General features: G+C 34.6%; 16 protein-coding genes and 3 tRNA genes. 9 read left to right on the forward strand and 10 right to left on the reverse strand.

Annotated features, from left to right (window positions below; genetic code table 11):
- The first annotated feature begins 61 nt into the window (after positions 1–61).
- The 4 genes from FPG59_RS05275 to FPG59_RS05290 all read left to right on the forward strand — a co-directional run bounded on the left by FPG59_RS05275 (position 62) and on the right by FPG59_RS05290 (position 3,929).
- On the forward strand, positions 62–1,009 hold the full coding sequence (locus tag FPG59_RS05275; protein ID WP_086453579.1) for a zinc metalloprotease: 948 nt from the start codon (positions 62–64) through the stop codon (positions 1,007–1,009).
- Positions 1,010–1,084: 75 nt separating this feature from the next.
- On the forward strand, positions 1,085–2,176 hold the full coding sequence (locus FPG59_RS05280) for an AI-2E family transporter (RefSeq protein WP_086453580.1): 1,092 nt from the start codon (positions 1,085–1,087) through the stop codon (positions 2,174–2,176).
- A gap of 2 nt (positions 2,177–2,178) precedes the next feature.
- On the forward strand, positions 2,179–3,357 hold the full coding sequence (locus tag FPG59_RS05285; protein WP_086453581.1) for an SAM-dependent methyltransferase: 1,179 nt from the start codon (positions 2,179–2,181) through the stop codon (positions 3,355–3,357).
- A gap of 5 nt (positions 3,358–3,362) precedes the next feature.
- Positions 3,363–3,929, forward strand: a complete 567-nt coding sequence (locus tag FPG59_RS05290; protein WP_086453582.1) for a hypothetical protein — start codon at positions 3,363–3,365, stop codon at positions 3,927–3,929.
- Between the two features lie 3 nt (positions 3,930–3,932).
- Here FPG59_RS05290 and FPG59_RS05295 read toward each other — a convergent pair whose 3' ends face one another.
- The 8 genes from FPG59_RS05295 to FPG59_RS05330 form a co-directional block, all read right to left on the reverse strand.
- Complete coding sequence (locus tag FPG59_RS05295; protein ID WP_086453583.1) at positions 3,933–4,580, reverse strand: M15 family metallopeptidase; 648 nt, start codon at positions 4,578–4,580, stop codon at positions 3,933–3,935.
- 332 nt (positions 4,581–4,912) lie between these two features.
- Positions 4,913–7,792, reverse strand: coding sequence for a type I restriction endonuclease subunit R (locus FPG59_RS05300; RefSeq protein WP_086453584.1), 2,880 nt, complete (start codon positions 7,790–7,792; stop codon positions 4,913–4,915).
- Between the two features lie 4 nt (positions 7,793–7,796).
- Positions 7,797–8,729: a transposase gene (locus tag FPG59_RS05305; RefSeq protein WP_086453585.1), complete on the reverse strand. Its 933-nt coding sequence runs from the start codon at positions 8,727–8,729 to the stop codon at positions 7,797–7,799.
- Positions 8,730–8,922: 193 nt separating this feature from the next.
- Positions 8,923–10,116 carry a restriction endonuclease subunit S gene (locus tag FPG59_RS05310; protein WP_086453586.1) on the reverse strand — a complete coding sequence of 398 codons (1,194 nt, stop codon included), beginning with the start codon at positions 10,114–10,116 and terminating at the stop codon, positions 8,923–8,925.
- A gap of 144 nt (positions 10,117–10,260) precedes the next feature.
- Positions 10,261–11,856, reverse strand: coding sequence for a type I restriction-modification system subunit M (locus FPG59_RS05315; RefSeq protein WP_086453587.1), 1,596 nt, complete (start codon positions 11,854–11,856; stop codon positions 10,261–10,263).
- Positions 11,857–12,172: 316 nt separating this feature from the next.
- Positions 12,173–12,246, reverse strand: a tRNA-Arg gene (locus FPG59_RS05320).
- Between the two features lie 30 nt (positions 12,247–12,276).
- A tRNA-Pro gene (locus FPG59_RS05325) sits at positions 12,277–12,351 on the reverse strand.
- 18 nt (positions 12,352–12,369) lie between these two features.
- Positions 12,370–12,453: transfer RNA gene (locus tag FPG59_RS05330), tRNA-Ser, on the reverse strand.
- Between the two features lie 228 nt (positions 12,454–12,681).
- On the opposite strand from FPG59_RS05330, the gene FPG59_RS05335 reads away from it, so the two are divergent.
- Together FPG59_RS05335 and FPG59_RS05340 are read left to right on the forward strand one after the other, a co-directional pair.
- Positions 12,682–13,860 carry an acetyl-CoA C-acyltransferase gene (locus FPG59_RS05335; RefSeq protein ID WP_086453594.1) on the forward strand — a complete coding sequence of 393 codons (1,179 nt, stop codon included), beginning with the start codon at positions 12,682–12,684 and terminating at the stop codon, positions 13,858–13,860.
- A 67-nt stretch (positions 13,861–13,927) separates the two neighbouring features.
- A complete protein-coding gene (locus FPG59_RS05340) occupies positions 13,928–14,689 on the forward strand; it encodes a C40 family peptidase (RefSeq protein WP_086453588.1) in 762 nt (253 codons plus the stop codon).
- 53 nt (positions 14,690–14,742) lie between these two features.
- Here FPG59_RS05340 and FPG59_RS05345 read toward each other — a convergent pair whose 3' ends face one another.
- Positions 14,743–16,011: a tetratricopeptide repeat protein gene (locus FPG59_RS05345; protein ID WP_086453589.1), complete on the reverse strand. Its 1,269-nt coding sequence runs from the start codon at positions 16,009–16,011 to the stop codon at positions 14,743–14,745.
- 47 nt (positions 16,012–16,058) lie between these two features.
- On the reverse strand, positions 16,059–18,710 hold the full coding sequence (gyrA, locus tag FPG59_RS05350; RefSeq protein ID WP_086453590.1) for a DNA gyrase subunit A: 2,652 nt from the start codon (positions 18,708–18,710) through the stop codon (positions 16,059–16,061).
- Between the two features lie 257 nt (positions 18,711–18,967).
- Between gyrA and FPG59_RS05355 the strand changes: the two genes are divergently transcribed.
- The 3 genes from FPG59_RS05355 (at position 18,968) to FPG59_RS05365 (ending at position 23,623) form a co-directional block, all read left to right on the forward strand.
- Positions 18,968–21,514, forward strand: a complete 2,547-nt coding sequence (locus FPG59_RS05355; RefSeq protein ID WP_086453591.1) for an ATP-dependent Clp protease ATP-binding subunit — start codon at positions 18,968–18,970, stop codon at positions 21,512–21,514.
- A gap of 137 nt (positions 21,515–21,651) precedes the next feature.
- Positions 21,652–23,034, forward strand: a complete 1,383-nt coding sequence (gene rimK / locus FPG59_RS05360) for a 30S ribosomal protein S6--L-glutamate ligase (protein ID WP_086453592.1) — start codon at positions 21,652–21,654, stop codon at positions 23,032–23,034.
- Positions 23,035–23,113: 79 nt separating this feature from the next.
- Positions 23,114–23,623 (forward strand): DUF421 domain-containing protein, encoded by a 510-nt coding sequence (locus FPG59_RS05365; protein WP_086453593.1) that lies wholly within the window; start codon positions 23,114–23,116, stop codon positions 23,621–23,623.
- Positions 23,624–23,672 lie beyond the last annotated feature (49 nt).

Genomic DNA, 23,672 nt, shown 5'->3' on the forward strand with positions numbered 1-23,672 from the left:
AAATAATGTTATAAAATTGTTAAATAATTAACCAAAACTATCAATATTTAACAAACGTATTATGAAAAAAATTATGTTACCTGCTTTAGCATTTATGATGCTTTTTTCTTGTCAAAATGACACCACAGAAACTAACGCTCCAGAAGCTTCAGCAACTCTTAGAAGAGGTTGTGCTTCTCAAGAAGTTTTAGCTGCTCAAATGAAAGCAGATCCTAGTCTTGCACTAAGAATGAACAAAATTGAAGAATTTACTAAAAACGCAATGGCTAACGGAAGATTAGTTAATGGTAAAGTTGAAATTCCTGTTGTTGTAAACGTATTGTACAAAACTGCAGCTGAAAACATTTCATTAGCTCAAATTCAATCTCAAATTGATGTGTTAAACAGAGATTTCAACGCTTTGAATTCTGACTTTAATCAAGTTCCAACGGCATTTGCTGGAGTAAAAGCTAATGTTGGAATTTCATTTGTATTACAAAATGTAGTAAGAAAAGCTACTAATACAACATCTTTCTCAACTAATGATGCTATGAAAAAAGCATCAACTGGAATTGCACCTACTACACCTACTACTGTATTAAACATGTGGTCTTGTAATTTAGGTGGTGGAATCTTAGGATACGCTCAATTTCCTGGAGGAGCTTCAGCAACTGATGGTGTTGTAATGGATAATAATGCTTTTGGAACTACTGGATCGGTTACAGCTCCTTTCAACTTAGGAAGAACTGCAACTCATGAAGTTGGTCACTGGTTAAACTTACGTCACATTTGGGGAGATGCAACATGTGGAAGCGACTTAGTTTCTGACACACCTACTCACAATGAGCCTAATTATGGTGTTCCAGCAGCAGGACACAGAAGTACTTGTACAGGTACTCCTTTAGAAATGTACATGAACTACATGGACTACACTGATGATAGAGGAATGTTCATGTTTAGTAATGGACAAAAAGCTAGAATGGCTGCATTATTCGCAGTTGGCGGAGCAAGAAGAAGCTTCGGAATATAATTTCAGCCCTGATTAATATTTAAAACTCGCTACTTGTTAGCGAGTTTTTTTATATTTACAATTTAAATATAAATTATGATTACCTCAAAAATTATTTCAAACGGTATTTTAAGAGCCCTATTTACTATAATCTGCTGTGGTTTACTACTCTTTTTTGTTTACCAAATTCAGTCCATAATAATATATATCATTATTTCCTTGATATTAACCCTGATTGGCAATCCTATTTTAAATTTTTTCAAACATAAACTAAAGTTCAATCATCTTGTTGCAACAATAGTAACTTTACTTTTATTTATTGGAATTTTGTCTAGCTTAATTATGATGTTTATTCCTTTGATTGTTTCTCAAGGCGCAAACCTTTCATTATTAAATACTGCCCAAATTGAAAAAGATATTATTCTTTTAATAGATCAAATTAGTGTTTTTTTAAACGATCATAATATCGACTCTGCTAAATTACTAAAGGAATCAAATATCACTTCTAAGTTAAATTTTAACTTCATTCCCAATTTTCTTAATTCAATTTTAAATACCATCAGTAGTTTTGGAGTAGGATTAGGATCGGTATTATTCATCACTTTTTTCTTTTTAAAAGATCGTTTGATGTTCATCATTGGAGTAAAAAAAATAATTCCTATCAGCCATGAAGAACAAGTGTTAAATTCATTTAACAAAATAAATGGGTTACTATCAAGATATTTTATAGGGCTACTATTACAGCTATTTATTGTCTTTTTATTGTACGTAATTGTTCTATTAATTTTTGGTGTTCCTAATGCTGTTGTTATTGCGTTCTTGTGTGCAGTGCTTAATATCATTCCGTATGTTGGCCCTTTAATTGCATCTGTTTTGGCAGCAATCTTAACTATGCTAAGCAATTTAGGAAGTAATTTTCAAACAGAAATATTACCAGTAACTATTTATGTTTTAATAGGTTTTTGGATCGTACAAGTAATAGATAACAATGTATCACAACCGCTAATTTTTTCAAAAAGTGTAAGCTCACATCCCCTTGAAATTTTTCTAGTTATCCTTATTGCCGGATTCCTTTCTGGAATTTTAGGAATGGTAATCGCTGTGCCCATTTACACGATTATCAAAGTCATAGGAAAAGAGTTTTTTCCAGAAAATAAAATTATCATGCTGTTAACAAAAGATATTTAACGTTGAACTCAAAAATATTAGATCCTGATATCCAATTGTTTATAAACAATAATTTGGATAAAAATATAGCACAGCTTGCCTTGCAAAAAAATCCGTTTGATTCAGTTGATTGGATTCAAATTATTAACCAAATCGAAGCTAAGGCTAAAGCCAAGGATAAATTACCTACTTGGTTTTCTACCGCTTTAATTTATTACCCAAGTAAAATTTCTGTAGAACAAACATCTTCAGAAAAGACAGCAGCCTACAAAGCATCGTTAACCCATGGGACATCACTTATTGATCTCACAGGCGGTTTTGGTGTTGATGACTATTATTTCTCAAAAACCTTTAAAGATGTAGCTCATTGCGAAATTAATACCGAATTATCTCAAATAGCAAAACACAATTTCAATCAACTCAATTGTAATTCCATAACCTGCTTCTCTGGAGATAGTAATGAAACGCTTAAAAACATAAACAAAAATTGGGACTGGATATACATTGACCCCTCCAGAAGAAATGATGCTAAAGGCAAAGTTTTTATGCTAAAGGATTGTTTGCCAAATGTTCCTGAAAACTTAGATTTTTACTTTCAAAAAACCAATTCAATTTTGATAAAAACAGCACCTTTATTGGATATTACAGCTGGACTGTCAGAACTTAAATGCGTAAAAAGCATTCATATTGTTGCTTTAGAAAATGAAGTGAAAGAACTCCTATGGGAATTGCATAAAGAATACTCCGGAGTAACCACGATAAAATCAGTCAACTTAAACAAAAATGAAATCGAAAACTTTGATTTTGTTTGGAACGATAATAGCCAAATTGCAACTTACAGTGAACCTCAAAAATACCTTTACGAAGCAAATAGTGCCATAATGAAATCTGGAGGGTTTGATGCTGTTAGTGCTTTTTACAAAGTAAACAAACTGCATAAACATTCCCATTTATACACATCAAATGAACAAATCCCTTTTCCAGGGAGAACGTTTCACATAAGAAAGTCATTTCCATATTCAAAAAACGAAATGAAAATACAACTCGAAAATAAAAAAGCCAACATAACTATTCGAAACTTTCCAGATACAGTAGAAAAAATCAGAAAAAAATGGAAAATTAAAGATGGTGGAGACACCTATTGTTTTTTTACAATTGATGAAAATAATGACAAAATTGTTTTACTTTGCGACAAAATATAATTGAAATGAAATACGTAACATTACTCTTTTTTGTACTAATTAATACTACTGTATTCAGCCAAAAACCATGTGAATACAGTGAGAATATTACAGATTCTATAGGGTCTTACAAGATAACAAAAGAATACATGATTAGTGAGAAAAATTTTGGAACAAATAAAAGTTACATCTTTTTCTCCCTAGCTATGACTGATGGCTTACCTACTTTAAACGTGCAAACCATTCAAAAAAGTAAAGACTTTATAAGAGCAAATTGTTTTGATAAAAATTCTAGAATTTACCTGCAGTTAAACAACGGTAAAATTGTAACCTTAATTCATGTTGATCAAGAAAATTGCGGCACCATTTTAAGAGATGACAAACAATTTGACAACAGAGTCAATACAGGAGTTTTTATGTTTGCCAAAGAAAATTTTGAAGATCTTAAAACAATCCCTATCACTTTAATGCGAATAAAATACCTAACAGATACTGAGGATCATGTTATTAAAAAAGAATTTCTTTCTGAACTCAATAACGAAACCTACAATCCAGAAAACTATTTTATCAATTATTTAAAATGTGTAGAGTAGCTATTATTCACATTCCCATTTTGTATTTGAAACGGGATTTTTTAAGCCCGCTTTTAAATTGTAATGCCACCATTCTGAATCAAATGAATTAAAACCAGCACTAATCATTACTGATTTTAATAGTTTTCGGTTTTGCAATACATTTTTAGGTAAATCTTGATATAAATGACTTGCTTTCTCGCCAAAAAAATCAAAATCAGTACCCATATCCACTGCTTCTCCTTGAAGGGTTACAAGGGAAATATCTACCGCTCCACCCCTATTGTGAATAGAACCCGTTTTAGGGTTTGCCACATACTTAGGATTAGGAACTATTTCCCACATTTTTTTTTGGATATCCAAAGGTCTGTAGCAGTCATAAATTTTTATTTTATATCCTTTTTGAGCCAATTTGTTATTGGCTTTAACCAAAGCTTTAACCGTTTTTAAACGCAAAAAACACTCTGAGCAATCATACACCTTAGCTTTTAAAAAATTATCATCAGTAGCGTACTTCATGTCATAGACAAAAGCATCACTATACGTTTTTAAATTCACAAAAGTCGTGTCATTTACTTTGTCATTTTTTTCAATAAGTGAATTAGGCAAAGAAGATTGTGCTAAAGCACTATTTAAAAACAGGAACATGGCAGAGAGAAAAAACAATTTCATTTTTGATACAATTACAGTATTAATTAAGAGTGGTTTTTTGTAAAATTATACAAAAAATTGGATAGCAGCATTAAAACAAATAAAGGATTCTAACTTATGACAAAATGTCGATAAAGCCTTGACAATGTAATTTCGTTAAGAACACAGCAGCTCGATTTTTTTCATTTTAACGAAAGAGGAATCTCATTATTTACTCACTTCATGTGATGTATCACGTTAGTTGAAATACCAAAATATACTTTTGAATTCACTTGTGTAAAAATGATTAGGCTTTGCAAACTATTTTTACACCGCAAAAATGCGGTGATTAATTTAATTTTATCGTTTACCAATTACGCCATCATCCCCTTTACAAAAACCTCCACAAACTCTTTCATTTTAGCTATAATTCGGTCACCAATGGTTCTCGCCTGCAGGATGCTAGGTCTGTTGTCTAAGCATTGAAAGACTTCGTCTTTTATGGGTTCTCGACCGCTGTAAATGTAGGCATATATTAAGGATTTGAATTGTGCTTTGTCCAGGTGTTCTTCCTCGCATAGCTTGCCTAATGCCAAGACTTTTTGATCTTGCCAATATTTTTCAAACTCATCTTCAATAGAATCTCCGTCTTTGATGTTGGGCATATTTTCATCTATGAATTTTTGAATCAATTCTCGTTTGCTTCTCAGCTGAATGTCTCCTCCCAATAAATCAATAATAGCTTTCTTTTGGGCTGCAGCAGCGGTTGGTGTTTTTTCCCCTTTTAGTTGCGCTAACAATCTCAAGATGTAGGCCACGTTGATTTGGTCGGTATGGATTAATTCTAATTCAAAATCAATGTCATCCAGAATCGATGTCTTTTTCTTTTCATTATCCTGCTTCACCTTTTGGTAGATGTCTAAATACTTGGCTTTGTAGTCTTCGTATTCTTGCTCCTCAATTCCTAAATCATCCCAATCAAAATCAGTATAGGATTGCAACACATTCATTGCTCGCATCAACTTTCTGAATGCTTGCACAAATTGAGCATCTTCTTCTTCATTTTTTAAATCATTTACGCTTTGATATGTGGGTGTAATTTCTCTTAAAAGCTTTAAAGCTTCATCAAACTTCTCCGCAATGGCCTCATAATCGGGCATGGTCACTACTTCGATTGCCTCTTTATTCGAAAACAAAGTGATGGCATCATCAGTTGCTTTTTTAAGGTTTCTAAAAGCCAAAATGTTTCCTTGCGACTTCTGTTCTCCCAAAACCCTGTTGGTTCTGGAATACGCTTGAATCAAACCGTGTTGTTTTAAGTTTTTATCTACATACAGCGTATTTACTTTTTTAGCATCAAAACCGGTAAGCATCATATTCACAACAATCACAATATCCAAACGGTCTTTCTCGTGGTTGAAGTTTTCTTTTTCTCGATCTTTTAATCGTTGGCTTATGTTTTTAAAGTAATTCTCAAACTGTTGGCTGTCCTTAGTCGAAAAACTAGTATTGTACATTTTGTTGTAGTCCCCAATGTATTTTTCTAGCTTGTCACGCGTATGTTTGGATTGATAGGTCGTTGGCTTTTCTGCTAAAACATCAAAGTCAATTTCGTCACTTGGCAAATAATCTTGTGCTTCTTCTGAATCTTCATTGGTGCCATATGTAAAAATGGTAGCAATGCGCAAATCGTGTGCTCCAGCTTCTTTCTTTTGTTGAAAAAGGTCGTAATACTGAATCACATTATCAATACTGCTTACTGCTAAAAGTGCTGAGTAATCTTTATTGAACGTTTTTTGATCGTGATACGCAATGATGTAATCTACAATTTTGTTGATTCTCTTTTTGGAATCCAGCACTTCTTGCTTGTCAATATCTTCTACTTCTATGTCAATAAAAGAATTGCTCTTGTTCTTGTATTTCCCCACATATTCAATCCCAAAACGCAAAACATTTTGATCCCGAATTGCATCTGTAATGACGTATTTGTGTAAGCAATTGCCAAACAAATCTTTGGTGGTACGTTTTCCTAAATCATTCTTTGAAGCATTTTCGGCAAAAATGGGTGTTCCTGTAAAACCGATTAACTGACTTTTCTCAAAGAATTTAGTAATTCGGTCGTGGGTTTCTCCAAATTGTGAACGGTGGCACTCATCAAAAATAAAAACTATTTTCTTGTGTCGTAAAGCTTCTATTTTACCCGAAAACCGTTCCGAAATGGCATTGTTTAATTTTTGAATGGTAGTCAAGACTAGCTTGGTATTGTCAGTCAATTGTCTTACTAATGATTGGGTATTATTGGTTACATCTACACTGTCTTTTTTGAACGCGTTGAACTCGTTCATGGTTTGGTAATCCAAATCTTTTCTATCTACTACAAAAACGACTTTGTAAACCTCTGGCAATTCCATCAAAATTTGGCTGGCCTTGAACGATGTTAATGTTTTTCCTGAACCTGTCGTGTGCCAAATATAAGCGTTGTCACTGGAGTTTTTGACTTGTTGAATAATCGCTTCGGTAGCAAAAAATTGATACGGACGCAACACCATCATTACCTTATGTGTTTCGTTGATCACGATGTAATGTGCTATCATTTTACCCAATTGGTTTGGGTTTAAGAAAACAGCTGTAAACTCAGGTAACTCGGTGATGTTTTTATTGTTGGCATCAGCCCAAAAGAAAGTTTGTTTGACGGATTGTAATTTATTGTTGGCCAAATATTTTGTATTGACACCATTGCTAATCACAAACAATTGCACGTATTGAAACAAACCGTGGTTGCTCCAAAACGAATGCATTTGGTAGCGATTGATTTGGTTAAAAGCTTCTTTGATTTCGATGCCCGAACGTTTCAATTCTATTTGTACCAAAGGCAAACCGTTGACCAAAAGTGTGACATCAAAACGGTTTTTGTAGCTTCCTTCTAATGATATTTGATTGGTAACTTGATATAAATTCTTGCTGTTATCCTCAGCATTAAAAAACCGAACATAGAACGAAGTCCCATCTTCTTTATCCAATTGATAACGATCCCGAAGGGTTTTAGCTTTTTCAAACACATTGCCTTTGGCCAAATGATTCAAAACAGCATCAAACTCTTTGAGAGTAAAAGTGGTTTCATTAAAAACCTCCAACTGACTTTTGAGGTTGGAAACTAAAGCGTCTCCATCCTGAATTTTTACAGACGCATAATTCAAACCAATCAATTGCTTGATTAAGTTGTTTTCTAGTGTAGCTTCGGATTGATGGCTCATATTTTTAATTATGAAATTTATCTTTGTTCCATTTTGAAGGATTCTCTTCTATATAATTTTGAATGGTATCGAATGCCCTTGAATCACGGATAATATGATCGTAAAATCGGGATTGCCAATTAAAATCGGCATGAATTTTACGCATTTCAAAACTACATCTGCCTTTATACCAACGAATGATTCGGGATATATTTTCATGAAACATCGGATTATTATTTCCGGAAAAACCGCCTTTTTTTTCATCATCATGTACAGACGCCATTAATCGCGTCTCAACGCGTTCATTTCTATTGGCATTTTCCATATTTTCATTTTTAAACGCGATTAATCGCGTCTCAACGCGTTCATTTCTATTGGCATTTTCAACATTTTCATTTTTAGACGCGATTAATCGCGTCTCTACGTGTGCATTTCCATTGGCATTTTCAACATTTTCATTTTCAAACGCGATTAATCGCGTCTCAACGCGTTCATTTCTATTGGCATTTTCCACATTTTCATTTTTAGACGCTATTAATCGCGTCTCTACGTGTGCATTTCCATTGGCATTTTCCACATTTTCATTTTCAAACGCGATTAATCGCGTATTTACGAATTTATTGACAATCAAAATTCCATGCATATGATTGGGCATAATCACAAAATTACCCAATTCGACAAAAGGAAATTTATTTGGAATTTCTTCCCAAATATTATAGGCAATTTTTCCCAATTCATTCAATTGCATTTCGCATTTTTCATCAATCGTATCCCGTAGAGACGCGATTAATCGCGTCTCTACGTTCGCATTGGAAACATCCAATTTGGAAACAACATCCCCAAATAAGCATTCCATTTTATCAATGCATATTGTGATGAAATATGCACCATTTTCTCCATAATCCCAATTTTGCAATCGGGCGGATGGAATGCGATATTTATTTTGAAATTTTTTCATATTTCATTATTATTGAATATCATCATTTTTTATAAAATGATTTATTTTGCTATATGCTTTCCGGTACAGACGCGATTTATCGCGTCTCTTTCATTACCCACAATTCGATTTTACCAATTATAGACGCGATAAATCGCGTCTCTACCATCGCTGACAATTTTTAACGCACAAATAGACGCGATGAATCGCGTCTCTACACAAACATTTGCTGCAACAATCCTTTTTTAAATTCTTGCGTTTTTACCAATTCCCCATTCACCTGTTCTATTTTACCATCGATCCCCGATAAAAAATTGGCGATTTTTTGTTGTTCGGGTAAGGATGGAAGATTTACAGTAAAAGTTCGAAAATCTTTAGTTGTAAAACTTGCTTGATTGACTGCAGGTTTAGTTATGGACTGGATAAAATCTTCATACTTCTTTAAATGAAAATAATTTATCATAAATTGACTAATTACTTTTTCATTAAAGCGTAATCGTAACAAATTTGTAGTGAAAATTGTTTTCCTTTTCATTAAATCTGAAAACATAGCTACTTTACCAATTTGAGCAATACTATTAATAAAATTCACTAATAAATCGCCTTCAAATAACACATAATTTTCCAAATTAGCACCTTGGTTATCGATATCAAACCAATATTTAATATCCGTTACATCGATCCGACCATTTTGTAAATTATTAGAACGAATTATAGGTAGACCAATATCTGTATCACTTAACATTCTAGAAATACCACTTTGCATTAATGTTACGAGTTCCCCCAACTTTTTCTCCTCCCAATCCGGATAATCTTTTCCATTCTCATCTTTGAAGCGCAATTTGCCTGAGAACAATTGTTGCATGACGCCTTTTTTGTATTGTTCTAATAATTCCTTTTTGCGGGACAATTGCTGTATTTTTTTTTCGACCGCACTTAAAAAAGAAGCTATTTTTTGTTGTTCTGGTAGAGAGTTGGTAACAGTTACAGCAACTTTTTTAATGTTTTGAACAGATAAGCCAGGTTGTGCTTGACCAGTAGCGTATTGATTTAAATTTTGAATATTCAAAATATAAAACATCCAATTTGTATCAATATTTTGTTTGACATTTACAACGATAGCATGTTCCGTTGCATAAAATTTATTTTTTGCGAATGTTATATTTCCGCAAAGTGCACCTTGACGACCAATCAAGGAAAAATTACCATCACAGTTAAAAGTTGCTGTATAACCTCGTAAACCATTCCCACCATAACATGGAAACATGCCTTCTGAATAATTATCTTTTATTTCCGATGCAGAAATGAATTTACCTGCCTGCATAATACATAAATCTTCAATACTTTTTTTCTCCCACTCCCCATCAAACCCAGGAAAGCGCAATTTTGGTACGTTTAGGCTATTCATGACGGGTGTTTTTTTGCGTTAGGGATAGGAACGGCATCCTTTTGTGGAGCGTAGCAGAACAAAAGATAAAGTGGATAGCCCGACCCGCCTTTTTCAGGCGGGAAACGCCCCAATAATCGTGTGTGTATAAAGTGTTATTCATGATTAAAATGGAGTTTCAATTCCTAGTTCCGTACAAAAACCGGCAATAGTAGCATCGGTGGCTTTGCTTTCATGGGCTAAGGCGCGTAATTCTTGGGTTATGGCTTGTAGGTCTATGGCATCTTCGGCTTCAAAGGTGTCTACGTAGCGCGGGATGTTTAAATTATAATCATTTTCGGCGATGGTAGAGACGCGATTAATCACGTCTGTACGATTGCCGGAAATGGCGGCAATTTGGGAATATTTTTCTTCCTCGGTGCGATTTTTATAGGTTTCGATTATTTTGTCAATGTCTTCTTTGCGCAGTACGTTTTGGGTTTTTACTTTCTCAAAATGTTGGCTGGCATCTATAAACAAAATGTTATCTGGATTGTCGCGTTTTTTCTTTAGGACCAAAATACAGGTTGGGATGCTGGTTCCGTAAAAAATATTGGCGGGTAAACCTATTACGGCATCGAGGTAGTTTTTCTCCTGAATCAAATACTGGCGAATGTGTCCTTCGGCACCACCACGAAACAAAACGCCGTGTGGGAGAACAATAGCCATGGTTCCGTTATCGTCAAGCTGGTGCACCATGTGTTGCACAAAAGCAAAATCAGCTTTTGAGCTTGGGGCGAGTTTGCCGTAGGCCGAGAAACGCTCATCGGTCATGTGAAGCGGACTCGCAGACCAGTTGGCCGAGAATGGCGGATTGGCCACGATGGCTTCAAAACGCAAATCGTAATGTTGTGGGCGTTCTAGGGTATCTTCGTTTTTAATATCAAAACGTTTGTAGTGTACATCGTGCATGATCATGTTCATGCGGCACAAGTTGTAGGTGGTAGGGTTCATTTCCTGACCGTAAAAAGCGCTGACGTCTTTTACTTCTTTGGCTACGCGCAACAGCAAGGAACCCGAACCACAAGTAGGATCATAGACGCTTTTGAGTTTGTCCTTACCTACGGTTACCAATTGTGCCAAGATGCTACTGACTTGTTGTGGTGTGTAAAATTCACCCGCTTTTTTGCCGGCACCACTGGCAAACTGACCTATTAAATATTCGTAGGCATCGCCCAGTACATCGCTATCGGTATTTTCTAAATCAAAGTCAATTTCGTCAAGGTGAATTAAGACTTTTACGATTAATTCGTTTTTATCCGCTTCGGACTTTCCTAGTTTGTGAGAGGTTAAATCTAGATCAGAGAATAAGTTTCCAAAATCTTCTTCGCTTTCAGATCCCATGGTACTTTGCTCAATGTGCGTGAGTACTTTGGCTAGATCGCCCAAGATGAAATTGTTTTTTCCGCCTGCGTTGCCTCTGCGGGCTAGTTCTGAGAATAAATCAGCAGGCTCTAGGAAAAAGCCTAATTTGTCAATAGCCAATTGTTTTATTTCTTGCATCAAAAGGGCTTCTTCAGGATGTCCTACTACTTCTTGAAAAGTCAAACCGTCAGGCTGTAGGATGGTGTTGGCGTACAAATCCATTTTAGTACTGAGGTACTTGTAGAAAATGAAACCTAATATGTAATCTCTAAAATCATCGGCATCCATTTTGCCACGAAGAGTGTTTGCGATGTTCCAGAGTTGTTGTTCTAATTTTTGTTTTTGTTCGGCTGCCATGAAATGTATTGATTGTAAATGATAGGTAAGCAATTAATAGTGCTTGAACTACTGTAATTGCTTGCGTTTAATGTGCTTTTGGTAAGCCAGATGCGGCTTAAAAACTTTGTTGTACTATAAAAATGCAAGAAATTTACTTTGCTAAGATATTAAAAAATAAGGAAAAAATGTACGGTAAATGGTAAAGAAGTCTGCGTAAAACTATTTTAATTACACGAATGAGACTGTGATAGTTGATGCTTTTAAGGATTGATGCACAAAAAACGAGGAGTAAAATATATTAAAAACAAAAAACCCACCAAATAGGTGGGTTTTGTGAAGGCAGAAGGATTCGAACCTTCGACCGCCTGCTTAGAAGGCAGGTGCTCTATCCAGCTGAGCTATGCCTCCAATTTAAAAATCTAAATAGACTTTTAAAAGTCGGGGTGGCAGGATTCGAACCTGCGGCCTCCTGCTCCCAAAGCAGGCGCGATAACCGAGCTACGCTACACCCCGAAAAACAAAATATTATAGCGGAGGGACAGGGACTCGAACCCTGGCACCGATCACTCGATGACAGTTTAGCAAACTGCTCCATTACCACTCTGGCACCCCTCCAAGCTCAAGAAACGTGTTCTGTTTTGCGGTTGCAAACTTACTACTTCTTTAGACTTCTCACAACTTTTTTTGATGTTTTTTTAATATTTTTTTCAAAAAAAATTAAAAATACTTCACAGTCAAACACATAGAAGATTAAAAATTTATCAGAATTATTAAATCCTATTCGAAATATAAATTTACTTAAAAAAGATTAAATTTGCTTCATAAACTAACATTATGAAAGACATGAACAAAAGAGTTGTTATCGTTTCTGCCGTAAGAACACCTATCGGAAGTTTTATGGGAGCATTATCTACAGTAACTGCCCCAAAATTAGGAGCTGCTGCTATAAAAGGTGCTTTAGACAAAATAAATTTAGACCCAAACTTAATTGACGAAGTTTATATGGGTAACGTAGTTCAAGCAGGCGTAGGTCAAGCTCCTACTAGACAAGCTGCTTTGTTTGCAGGATTGCCTACAACAGTTGCTTGCACTACTATAAACAAGGTATGCGCCTCAGGAATGAAGGCAGTAATGATGGCTGCTCAAGCAATTCAATGCGGAGACGCTGAGATTGTAGTAGCAGGCGGTATGGAGAACATGAGTTTGATTCCACATTACATGAATCTAAGAAACGGAACAAAATTTGGCCCATCAACAATGCTTGACGGAATGCAAAAAGATGGCCTTACAGACGCTTATGACAACAGTGCAATGGGAGTTTGCGCTGATTTGTGTGCTACAGAATATAATTTTTCTCGTGAAGATCAAGATGCGTATGCTATTCAATCTTATGAAAGAAGCGCTGCTGCATGGAATACTGGGAAATTTGACAATGAAGTAGTACCTGTTGCTGTACCACAACGTAAAGGTGACCCCATCATGGTAACCAAAGACGAAGAATACACTAATGTAAAACTTGATAAAATCCCTTCGCTAAGTCCTGTTTTTACCAAAGACGGAACAGTTACAGCTGCCAACGCATCAACCATCAATGACGGTGCTGCTGCGGTAATTATGATGAGTGAAGAGAAAGCACTTGCTTTAGGTTTAAAACCATTAGCATACATAAAAGGCTATGCAGATGCTGCTCAAGAGCCAAAGTGGTTTACTACTAGTCCTGCTAAGGCTTTACCAAAAGCACTAGACAAAGCTGGAATAGCACTTGATGCTGTTGAATACTTTGAATTTAATGAAGCCTTCTCTGTAGTAGGATTAGCCAATTCTAAAATACTAGGACTAGACAATTCAAAAGTTAACGTAAACGGTGGTGCTGTATCACTTGGACACCCGCTAGGATGTTCTGGTGTACGTATTATTGTTACTTTATTAAATGTACTGGAACAAAATAACGCAAAAATAGGTGCTGCTGCTATTTGCAATGGCGGTGGTGGTGCATCTGCAATTGTTGTAGAAAGAATGTAATACTTAATAAAAATGGAGCAAATTAAAGGTTTTGATTTGCTCCATTTAACCTTTTAAAAAATCATAAATGTTCGGAATTTGTAATCTTGCGGTCATTCCGCTGCGTCATGAAGCAAGTGATAAGAGCGAAATAGTTTCTCAAGTTTTATTTGGAGAACATTTTGGAATTTTAGAAAAACACAATCAATGGTATAAAATAAAATTGCAGTACGATAATTACGAGGGCTGGATTGACAGTAAACAAATGCAACTAATATCCGAAAGTAGCTATCAAAATCTTACCGATGATACTATAATTTTAAACGCTGATTTAATTGAATACATAACCGGAACCAACAACTTGATGCTTCCGATACCACTTGGTGCTTCATTATCTTTTTTAAACCATCATGACATTAATAAAGATAATTATGAATTTGAAGGTAGTAAAACGAGCGGTAAAAAAAACAAAAATAACCTTATCAAAACTTCCTTTATGTACCTGAATGCTCCTTATTTATGGGGAGGAAAAACACCTTTTGGAATTGACTGTTCTGGCTTTACACAAATGGTTTACAAACTAAATGGTCACCACTTACTAAGGGACGCATCACAACAGGCAACTCAAGGCGAAGCATTAAGCTTTATTGAAGAAAGCGAACCTGGAGATTTAGCATTTTTTGATAATGACGAAGGAGCCATCATTCATGTAGGAATAATCATGGATGACAATTACATTATACATGCCAGCGGCAAAGTACGTATTGACAGAATTGACCACTTAGGCATATTTAATACCGAAACTAATAAGCATACTCATAAATTAAGAGTCATTAAAAAAATTATATAAAAAAACCTGTCTACTTCACTAGACAGGTTTTTTTTTTAAATGAACTTACGATACTACATTTTTGCTTTCAATGCTTTAGATTCTGCAGTCATTTCAAGAGCGTTGTAAACTCCTAATAATGTTTTAGAAACATCTGTATTTTTAGGATCTAACTCCACTCCTTTTTCTAAGAATGGTATTGCTGAACGAAAAATATCTTCTCTTTTCTTTTTCAATTCATCATAACGTTTTTGATCTTTTGTTGATGTTCCAAGCTTATTCATCTCGTCAATGATTTCTTTTTCATTATCAAGTTTCATTGCAGCTAGATTAATATAAGCATTAAGATATTTTGGATTAATCTCAAGTACTCTCTTATAATACTTCTCAGCATCTACGAAATTTTTAGCATTTGCACTGATAACTCCTAGGTTAAAAATTAAATCTGCATCATTTGGATTTTTTTCTAAAACCTCAGCAATTAATTTTTTGTAGGTATCAAAATCTTTTGTTTCAAGGTATAAATTAGCCTCAGTCAATAAAAGAGAACCATCTTCTGGATTTGCAACTCTCGCATCTGCAATTGCTTTTTTAGCTTCGGCAACTTGACCTTTTTCAACTAAGATTAAAGCTAAATTCTTGTAAATCTCACCTCTTTTTGATGGAACAACTTCAGTTCTTGGTTTTTCATGAGTTCCCATTTTTACCATTTTATCTCTTTCTTGAAGAGAAGTAAAAAAGTCTTCCTGCGTAGTTAATTTATTTACTGCAAAATAACTTGTTCCTTTACCAGAATAATTTAAAGTTTTTAAGCTACTATACAATTCTAATGCTTTGTCATAATCTTTTGCATTCACATAAGTAGATGCAGCATAGTATAAGTTAATAGTATCTTTTTTATCTAATTGATAAGCATCATACAATTTTCTAGCACTGTCAGAGAATTTTTGAATCTTTGAATCGGCAATAGCATTATTAATCAATTTGTATTTAATATCAGTAATTGAAGTAGCTGCTTGTGTGGTAAATTTAACTTTACCCGAAGCTTTTTCAGCAGCAATTAAATCTTGGTAAGCAACTGCTGCTTGAGATAAATTTTTATCAGTATCAATACTTTTATTAGCTAAGTCTAATAATGTATTTCCTTTTACAAAATAAAACTGTGCTTTTTCAGCATCAGGTGCGTTAGCTATCAAAGATTCTGCTTCAGCTAATAGCGTTACAGCTTCTTGACTTTTTCCGCTTTTTAATGCCTTTTCGGCTGCTTTAATTTGATCTTTTTGAGCAAAAGTAGCTACTGATACCAATAAAGTTGATGCTAGTATTACATATTTACTATTCATAATATTCTCTGTTTGTTTAATAATTATTCTTAATTGATTTTCTATTTTTATTCTTCTGATTCGTCTTCATCAGCTTCCTCGTTAGCATCGTCTTCGTCTTCAACTACTTCGTTATCGTCTTCATCATCCTCAACAACTCCTTCATCTTCAAGGATTTCAAGATCTGGTTTTACGCGCTCTATTGTAGCCGATTCAATTACATTACCATCTTCATCAACAACAACTTCATTAACATCATCTTTCATCACTTTGGTAACAGCAGCAATAGAATCTTTACCTTTAAGGTTTATAAGTCGAACACCTTGTGTTGCTCTTCCCATTACTCTTAAATCTTCAATTGCCATTCTAATCGTTAAACCAGATTTGTTGATAATCATTAAATCATCAGCATCTGTCACCGCGTTAATAGAAATCAGTTGGCCTGTTTTTTCGGTAATATTTAATGTTTTAACACCTTTTCCACCACGATTTGTAATTCTATACACATCTTCTCCATCATCATCAACAAGTTTTGTACGTTTACCATAACCATTTTCAGTAACAACAAGAATTTGAGAATCGTTTATGTCATTTTTATCCACAGTAACCATGCCAATTACCTCATCAGTTTCGTCTTTTAAAGTAATTCCACGCACTCCAGAAGCGGTTCTACCCATTGGTCTGGTTTTAGTTTCCTCAAAACGAACTAATTTACCTGATTTAACAGCTAATATAATTTGGCTTTCCCCATTTGTCAATTTAGCTTCAAGTAATTCGTCACCTTCTTTAATAGTAATTGCCGCAACACCATTGACTCTAGGTTTAGAGTATTTCTCTAAAGATGTTTTCTTTACTTGTCCTTGCTTAGTAACCATAACAAGATTATGACTATTGATATAGTCTTTATCTTTTAAATCTTGGGTACAAATGAACGCTTTAACTTTATCATCACTTTCTATGTTGACCAAGTTTTGAATTGCTCTACCTTTTGCCGTTTTACTTCCTTCTGGAATTTCATAGACACGCATCCAGAAACACTTCCCTTTTTGAGTAAAGAACATCATGTACTGATGATTAGTAGCTACAAACATGTGTTCTAAGAAATCTTGATCTCTTGTACCCGCACTTTTTTGACCTACTCCTCCTCTATTTTGGGTTTTATATTCTGTTAAGTTAGTACGCTTAATATAACCAGCATGCGAAATGGTGATTACCACATTTTCGTCGGCAATTAAATCTTCAATACTTACATCACCACCTGAATATTGAATGGTAGAACGACGTTCGTCACCGTACTTATCACGAATTTCTTCTAACTCTTCTTTGATTAATGCTGTTCTTAAATTAACATCGGCAAGTAAGGCTCTCAAGTGATCAATCAATTTCATAATTTCTTCATATTCTGCTCTTAACTTGTCTTGCTCAAGACCTGTTAATTGACGCAAACGCATTTCTACAATTGCTCTAGACTGAATATCAGATAAATTAAATCTTTCAATTAATTTAGTTCTAGCTTCTTCTGTATTTTTAGAGGCTTTAATTAATGCAATTACCTCGTCAATATTATCTGAGGCAATGATTAACCCTTCTAAAATATGAGCTCTTTCTTCGGCTTTTCTTAAATCAAATTGCGTTCTACGAATAACTACATCATGACGGTGTTCTACAAAATAGTGAATCATATCTTTAAGATTCAACATTTGCGGACGCCCTTTAACCAAGGCAATATTATTTACACTGAAAGAAGATTGTAGTTGTGTGTACTTATATAATGTATTTAAAACTACATTAGGAGTTGCATCTCTCTTTAATATGTAAACAATTCGCATTCCATTTCTATCCGATTCATCACGGATGTTTGCAATTCCTTCTATCTTTTTCTCATTTACCAAGTCAGCAGTACGCTTGATCATGTCTGCTTTGTTAACTTGATACGGAATTTCGGTAACAATAATAGATTCTCTTCCGTCAACTTCTTCAAAACCTACTTTGGCACGCATTACAATACGTCCTCTACCGGTTTTAAAAGCTTCGCGAACACCTTCATAACCATATATAATACCACCAGTAGGAAAATCTGGTGCTTTTATATGATTCATCAACTCATCTATCTCAATTTCATTGTTATCAATATAAGCAAGTGTACCATTAATCACTTCGGTTAAGTTGTGTGGTGGCATATTAGTAGCCATACCTACAGCAATACCGGTAGCACCGTTAATCAATAAAGTAGGTACGCGGGTTGGCATTACTTTTGGCTCATACAAAGTATCGTCAAAGTTCAATTGAAAATCAACAGTTTCTTTTTCGATGTCTGCCATAATTTCTTCCGAAATTTTACGCATTCTAGCCTCAGTATAACGCATTGCAGCTGGACTATCGCCATCTACAGAACCAAAGTTTCCTTGACCATCAATTAATAAGTAACGCATACTCCATTCTTGAGCCATACGCACCATAGCATCATATACAGATGTATCACCGTGCGGGTGATACTTACCTAAAACTTCTCCAACAATTCTTGCGGATTTTTTATGGGCTTTATTTGAAAAAACTCCTAGATCATACATTCCATAAAGAACTCTTCGATGTACAGGCTTTAAACCATCTCTAACATCTGGAAGCGCTCTTGATACAATTACTGACATCGAATAGTCGATATAAGCTGATTTCATTTCATCTTCTATGTTAATAGGAATTAACTTTTCTCCTTCAGACATAAGTTGTTATATTAAATAATTATATTAATTTCAAAACGTGCCAATATACAGCTTTCTGATTTTTTTTCGCTAGTTTTATAGGAGTTATTTACAAGATTTATTAACAATATCAAGTGTCAATTTAGTTAATAATTTAAGGGGAATTTAACTATAAAATCATGATAATTTTTGTCACTTAGCTGACATAGGATTGGAATAGGAATGGTTTTTGTTTTTCAATACTTAATTCACTAAATTTACGATATCAAATATATATTATGGATGATAATTTTTCACCAAGAGTAAAAGACGTTATAACCTTCAGTAAGGAAGAAGCTCTACGATTAGGTCACGATTTTATAGGTACAGAACATTTAATGCTAGGCATACTAAGAGACGGGAATGGAAAAGCAATCCAGATTTTAAACAGTCTTGATATAGACTTAGACCATTTGCGAAGAAAAGTAGAAATACTAAGCCCAGCAATCCCGGGAATAGATACAAATACTGAAAAGAAAAACTTGCATTTAACGCGACAAGCCGAACGTGCTTTAAAAACTACTTTTCTAGAGGCCAAGGTCTTTCAAAGCATATCTATTAGTACCGCACATCTTTTATTATGCATCCTAAGAAACGAAAACGATCCCACAACAAAGCTATTGAATAAACTTAAAATTGATTACGATATAGCTAAAGAACAGTATTTAAATATGACTCCAAGCGAAGACGATTTTACCGAAAATTTACCTAGAAATGAATCATACAATGACGATTCAGGACAAGATGACAGTTTTAAAGAAGGAACTTTCAACAATCCAGCCAATAAGTCTAACAAGAAGTCAAAAACTCCTGTTTTAGATAATTTTGGTAGAGATTTAACAGAAATGGCCGAAGAAGGAAAACTAGATCCAGTAGTAGGACGCGAAAAAGAAATAGAACGTGTTTCACAAATCTTGAGCCGTCGTAAAAAAAACAACCCCTTATTAATAGGAGAACCTGGAGTTGGGAAATCAGCAATTGCTGAAGGTTTAGCATTACGCATCATTCAGAAAAAAGTTTCTAGAACATTATTCAACAAGCGTGTAGTAACACTTGATCTTGCAAGCCTTGTTGCTGGAACAAAATACCGTGGCCAGTTTGAAGAACGCATGAAAGCAGTGATGAATGAACTAGAAAAAAATGATGACATCATTTTATTCATTGATGAAATTCATACCATTGTAGGCGCAGGTGGAGCAACAGGTTCTCTAGATGCATCAAATATGTTTAAACCTGCTCTAGCTAGAGGAGAAATTCAATGTATTGGTGCTACAACTCTTGACGAATACCGCCAGTACATAGAAAAAGACGGTGCTTTAGAAAGACGTTTTCAAAAAATAATTGTAGAACCAACATCGGTAACTGAAACAATTACAATTTTGAACAACATAAAGAATAAGTATGAAGACCACCACAATGTAACTTTTACACAGGAAGCAATTGAAGCTTGTGTAAAACTTACAGATCGTTACATGTCTGACCGTTTTTTACCAGACAAAGCCATTGATGCTTTAGACGAAGCTGGATCTAGAGTACACATTACGAATATTGAGGTCCCAAAGCAAATTTTAGATCTAGAAAGACAACTTGAAGAAGTTAGAGAACTAAAAAATGTTGTGGTCAAAAAACAAAAATACGAAGAAGCAGCAAAACTTAGAGATGATGAAAAACGCATCGAAAAAGATTTGGCAATAGCCCAAGAACAATGGGAAGAAGATGCTAAAAACAACCGCATAGAAGTTACAGAGGATAATGTAGCCGATGTTGTTTCTATGATGAGTGGCATTCCTGTAAACCGTATTGCCCAAACCGAAAGTAATAAACTGGCTAAATTACCAGAACTTATTGAGGGTAAAGTTATAGGTCAAAAAGAAGCTGTAATGAAGATTGCCCGCTCTATTCAAAGAAATCGTGCTGGATTAAAAGACCCTAATAGACCTATTGGTTCCTTTATTTTCTTGGGACAAACTGGAGTTGGAAAAACACAATTAGCAAAAGTAATTGCCAAAGAACTTTTCGACTCAGAAGATGCTTTGATACGCATAGACATGAGCGAGTACATGGAGAAATTTGCAATCTCGCGCTTAGTTGGTGCACCTCCAGGCTATGTAGGTTATGAAGAAGGTGGTCAGCTTACTGAAAAAGTAAGAAGAAAACCGTATTGTGTTGTACTGTTAGATGAAATAGAAAAAGCGCATCCTGATGTTTTCAATATGTTACTACAAGTTCTTGATGACGGATTTTTGACTGATAGTCTCGGTCGAAAAATTGATTTTAAGAACACTATCATCATCATGACATCTAATGTGGGTGCTAGACAATTGAAAGATTTTGGACAAGGAGTTGGATTTGGAACTGCTGCTAAAGTATCACAGGCAGATGATAATTCTAAAAGTATCATTGAAAATGCATTGAAAAAAACTTTTGCTCCTGAATTCCTTAACCGAATTGACGATGTAATTGTATTTAATGCTTTAGAAAAACATGATATCGATTTGATTATTGAAATTGAATTGAAAAAATTATTTGCACGTGTTGCCGAATTAGGTTACCAATTAAATCTTTCTGATAAAGCAAAAGCGTTTATCGCTGATAAAGGTTTTGATAAACAATTTGGTGCTCGACCGCTAAAAAGAGCCATTCAAAAATACGTAGAAGACACACTTGCCGAAGAAATTATTACTTCAAAAATAAGTGTTGGCGATGAAATTTTCATGGATATTGAAGATGGAGCTCAAGAACTAACTGTAAAAGTTCACAAAACAGGCGAAGCTTCAAACTTATAAACTCATGTAGATTCGTATATTTAAACCCGTTACGTTTTCATAACATAACGGGTTTATTGTTTACAAAAAAACATCCTTACTTTTAAAAACAAATATATACATTTGAACTTTAAATAAAGGTTAATCAAAAAATAGGTATGCCAGATAATAAAGTAATTTTAGGTAGTGAGGAATGGTGTTCTTTTCCAGAACTAGGAATTCCTACCATAAAAGCACGCGTAGATTCGGGAGCGAAAACCTCCGCATTACACGCAATAAACATTGCTCCATTTATAAAAAATGATAGTAATTGGGTGAAATTTGATATTAATCCCATACAAAACAATCTAAAAACCGTCATTCATTGTGAAGCTCCCTTGATTGATAAACGTATTGTGAAAAGCTCTAGCGGTTTTAGAGAACAACGTTATGTGATTCAAACTAATTTACAATTAGGAACCGCACAATGGCCTATAGAGATGACTTTGACTAACAGAGACTCAATGGGTTTTAGAATGCTTCTTGGTCGTGAGGCAATGAGCGGACGTGTACTCGTAGACCCTGAACAAAAATACCTACTAGGTCAACCTACAACAGACACTCTAAAAGAATTATATAAAAATTCAGAAAAAGCAGCATCAGGATTACGAATAGGTCTTTTAGCTAGCAACCCAGAACTATATAGCAACAAACGTATTATGGAAGCGGGTGAAATGCGAGGTCATGAAATGCATTTTTTAAATATCAAGGAATGCTACATGAAATTAGATGCCAAAACACCTGAAATTCATTACCGAGGCGGAAAAATTTTAAATCAATTTGACGCTATTATTCCAAGAATTAGACCTAGTATCACATTTTATGGTTGTGCCTTAACACGACAATTTGAAGCTTTAAAAGTATATTGCTTGAACTCATCAAATGCTATTACACAATCTCGTGACAAGCTTTATTCGCTACAATTACTGCTAAATCATGGCGTTGAAATTCCCACTACAGGATTTGCTAATTCACCATTAGATACCGATGATTTAATTAAAATGGTAGGAGGTTCCCCCTTAATTGTAAAACTACTTGAAGGCACTCAAGGAAAAGGAGTTGTTTTAGCCGAAACAAAAAAAGCAGCTGAAAGTGTAATTAATGCCTTTAAGAGTTTGAATGCAAATATATTAGTTCAAGAATTCATTAAAGAAGCGAATGGAAAAGACATTCGTTGCTTTGTCATCGACGGAAAAGTGGTTGCTGCTATACAGCGAGAGGCAATGCCAGGAGAATTTAGAGCAAATATACATCTAGGAGGAACAGCCTCTGTAATTAAAGTCACGCCAGAGGAAAAGAAAATTGCCATTAAGGCAACAAAAGCAATGGATTTAAAAGTAGCAGGTGTTGACATAATACGTTCTTCAAAAGGTCCGTTACTACTAGAAGTTAACTCATCTCCAGGGCTCGAAGGAATAGAAGGCGCTACAAATAAAGATATTGCTGGCGAGATGATCAAAGCCATTGAAAAACATTTTCATCAAAAAACAGATTTGAAATAACCAATTTCCATATAGACTTTAACGTTAAAATAAAAGATCCTAAAGTCGAGCGAACCACATAAATAAATATACAGTACAAATGAACGAATACCTAAATATAATTGTTCGAAGTAGTGCTGTATATTTTTTTATGGTCATTGCGCTCCGTCTTTTTGGTAAAAAAGAATTATCCCAATTGAATACTGCTGATGTTATTCTAATCTTACTCATTAGCAACTCTGTTCAAAATGCAATGGTAGGAAACAATACTAGTCTGTGGGGAGGCTTAGCAGCAGCATCAGTCCTTTTTGGCATTAATTTTATTTTAAAAAAACTAATGTTCAGATATCCTAAATTTAGTGATTTCATGCAAGAAAAACCCGAAATCTTAATTCATAATGGCCATTTAGACTTTAAAACTCTTAGTAAATTGAACATCACATCAGATGAATTAAAAGAATCCATGCGAGAACATGGAATAGAACATTTTAATGAAGTAAAACTTGCCATGTTAGAGATTGATGGCAACATTAGTATTATTTCGGGTAATACTCATTTAAAACAGACCTATCACAAAAGAAAACACAATCATAAAAATCTTAACATATAAAAAAAGTCTAGTTACTGTTTGAATTATCAACTTTTAATCACATTAAAGA

It is taken from the genome of Flavobacterium sp. FPG59 (genome assembly GCF_002150205.1).
In the GTDB taxonomy this organism is placed as follows: domain Bacteria; phylum Bacteroidota; class Bacteroidia; order Flavobacteriales; family Flavobacteriaceae; genus Flavobacterium.

What these genes read in the sequence shown, in the direction of transcription:
- FPG59_RS05335 (WP_086453594.1), top strand. Translation starts at nt 12,682, where the DNA reads ATGAACAAAAGAGTTGTTATCGTTTCTGCCGTAAGAACACCTATCGGA.
- FPG59_RS05305 (WP_086453585.1), bottom strand. Translation starts at nt 8,729, where the DNA reads ATGAAAAAATTTCAAAATAAATATCGCATTCCATCCGCCCGATTGCAA.
- FPG59_RS05280 (WP_086453580.1), top strand. Translation starts at nt 1,085, where the DNA reads ATGATTACCTCAAAAATTATTTCAAACGGTATTTTAAGAGCCCTATTT.
- FPG59_RS05340 (WP_086453588.1), top strand. Translation starts at nt 13,928, where the DNA reads ATGTTCGGAATTTGTAATCTTGCGGTCATTCCGCTGCGTCATGAAGCA.
- FPG59_RS05310 (WP_086453586.1), bottom strand. Translation starts at nt 10,116, where the DNA reads ATGAATAGCCTAAACGTACCAAAATTGCGCTTTCCTGGGTTTGATGGG.
- FPG59_RS05295 (WP_086453583.1), bottom strand. Translation starts at nt 4,580, where the DNA reads ATGAAATTGTTTTTTCTCTCTGCCATGTTCCTGTTTTTAAATAGTGCT.
- FPG59_RS05365 (WP_086453593.1), top strand. Translation starts at nt 23,114, where the DNA reads ATGAACGAATACCTAAATATAATTGTTCGAAGTAGTGCTGTATATTTT.
- FPG59_RS05300 (WP_086453584.1), bottom strand. Translation starts at nt 7,792, where the DNA reads ATGAGCCATCAATCCGAAGCTACACTAGAAAACAACTTAATCAAGCAA.
- FPG59_RS05355 (WP_086453591.1), top strand. Translation starts at nt 18,968, where the DNA reads ATGGATGATAATTTTTCACCAAGAGTAAAAGACGTTATAACCTTCAGT.
- FPG59_RS05345 (WP_086453589.1), bottom strand. Translation starts at nt 16,011, where the DNA reads ATGAATAGTAAATATGTAATACTAGCATCAACTTTATTGGTATCAGTA.
- rimK (WP_086453592.1), top strand. Translation starts at nt 21,652, where the DNA reads ATGCCAGATAATAAAGTAATTTTAGGTAGTGAGGAATGGTGTTCTTTT.
- FPG59_RS05275 (WP_086453579.1), top strand. Translation starts at nt 62, where the DNA reads ATGAAAAAAATTATGTTACCTGCTTTAGCATTTATGATGCTTTTTTCT.
- FPG59_RS05290 (WP_086453582.1), top strand. Translation starts at nt 3,363, where the DNA reads ATGAAATACGTAACATTACTCTTTTTTGTACTAATTAATACTACTGTA.
- FPG59_RS05315 (WP_086453587.1), bottom strand. Translation starts at nt 11,856, where the DNA reads ATGGCAGCCGAACAAAAACAAAAATTAGAACAACAACTCTGGAACATC.
- gyrA (WP_086453590.1), bottom strand. Translation starts at nt 18,710, where the DNA reads ATGTCTGAAGGAGAAAAGTTAATTCCTATTAACATAGAAGATGAAATG.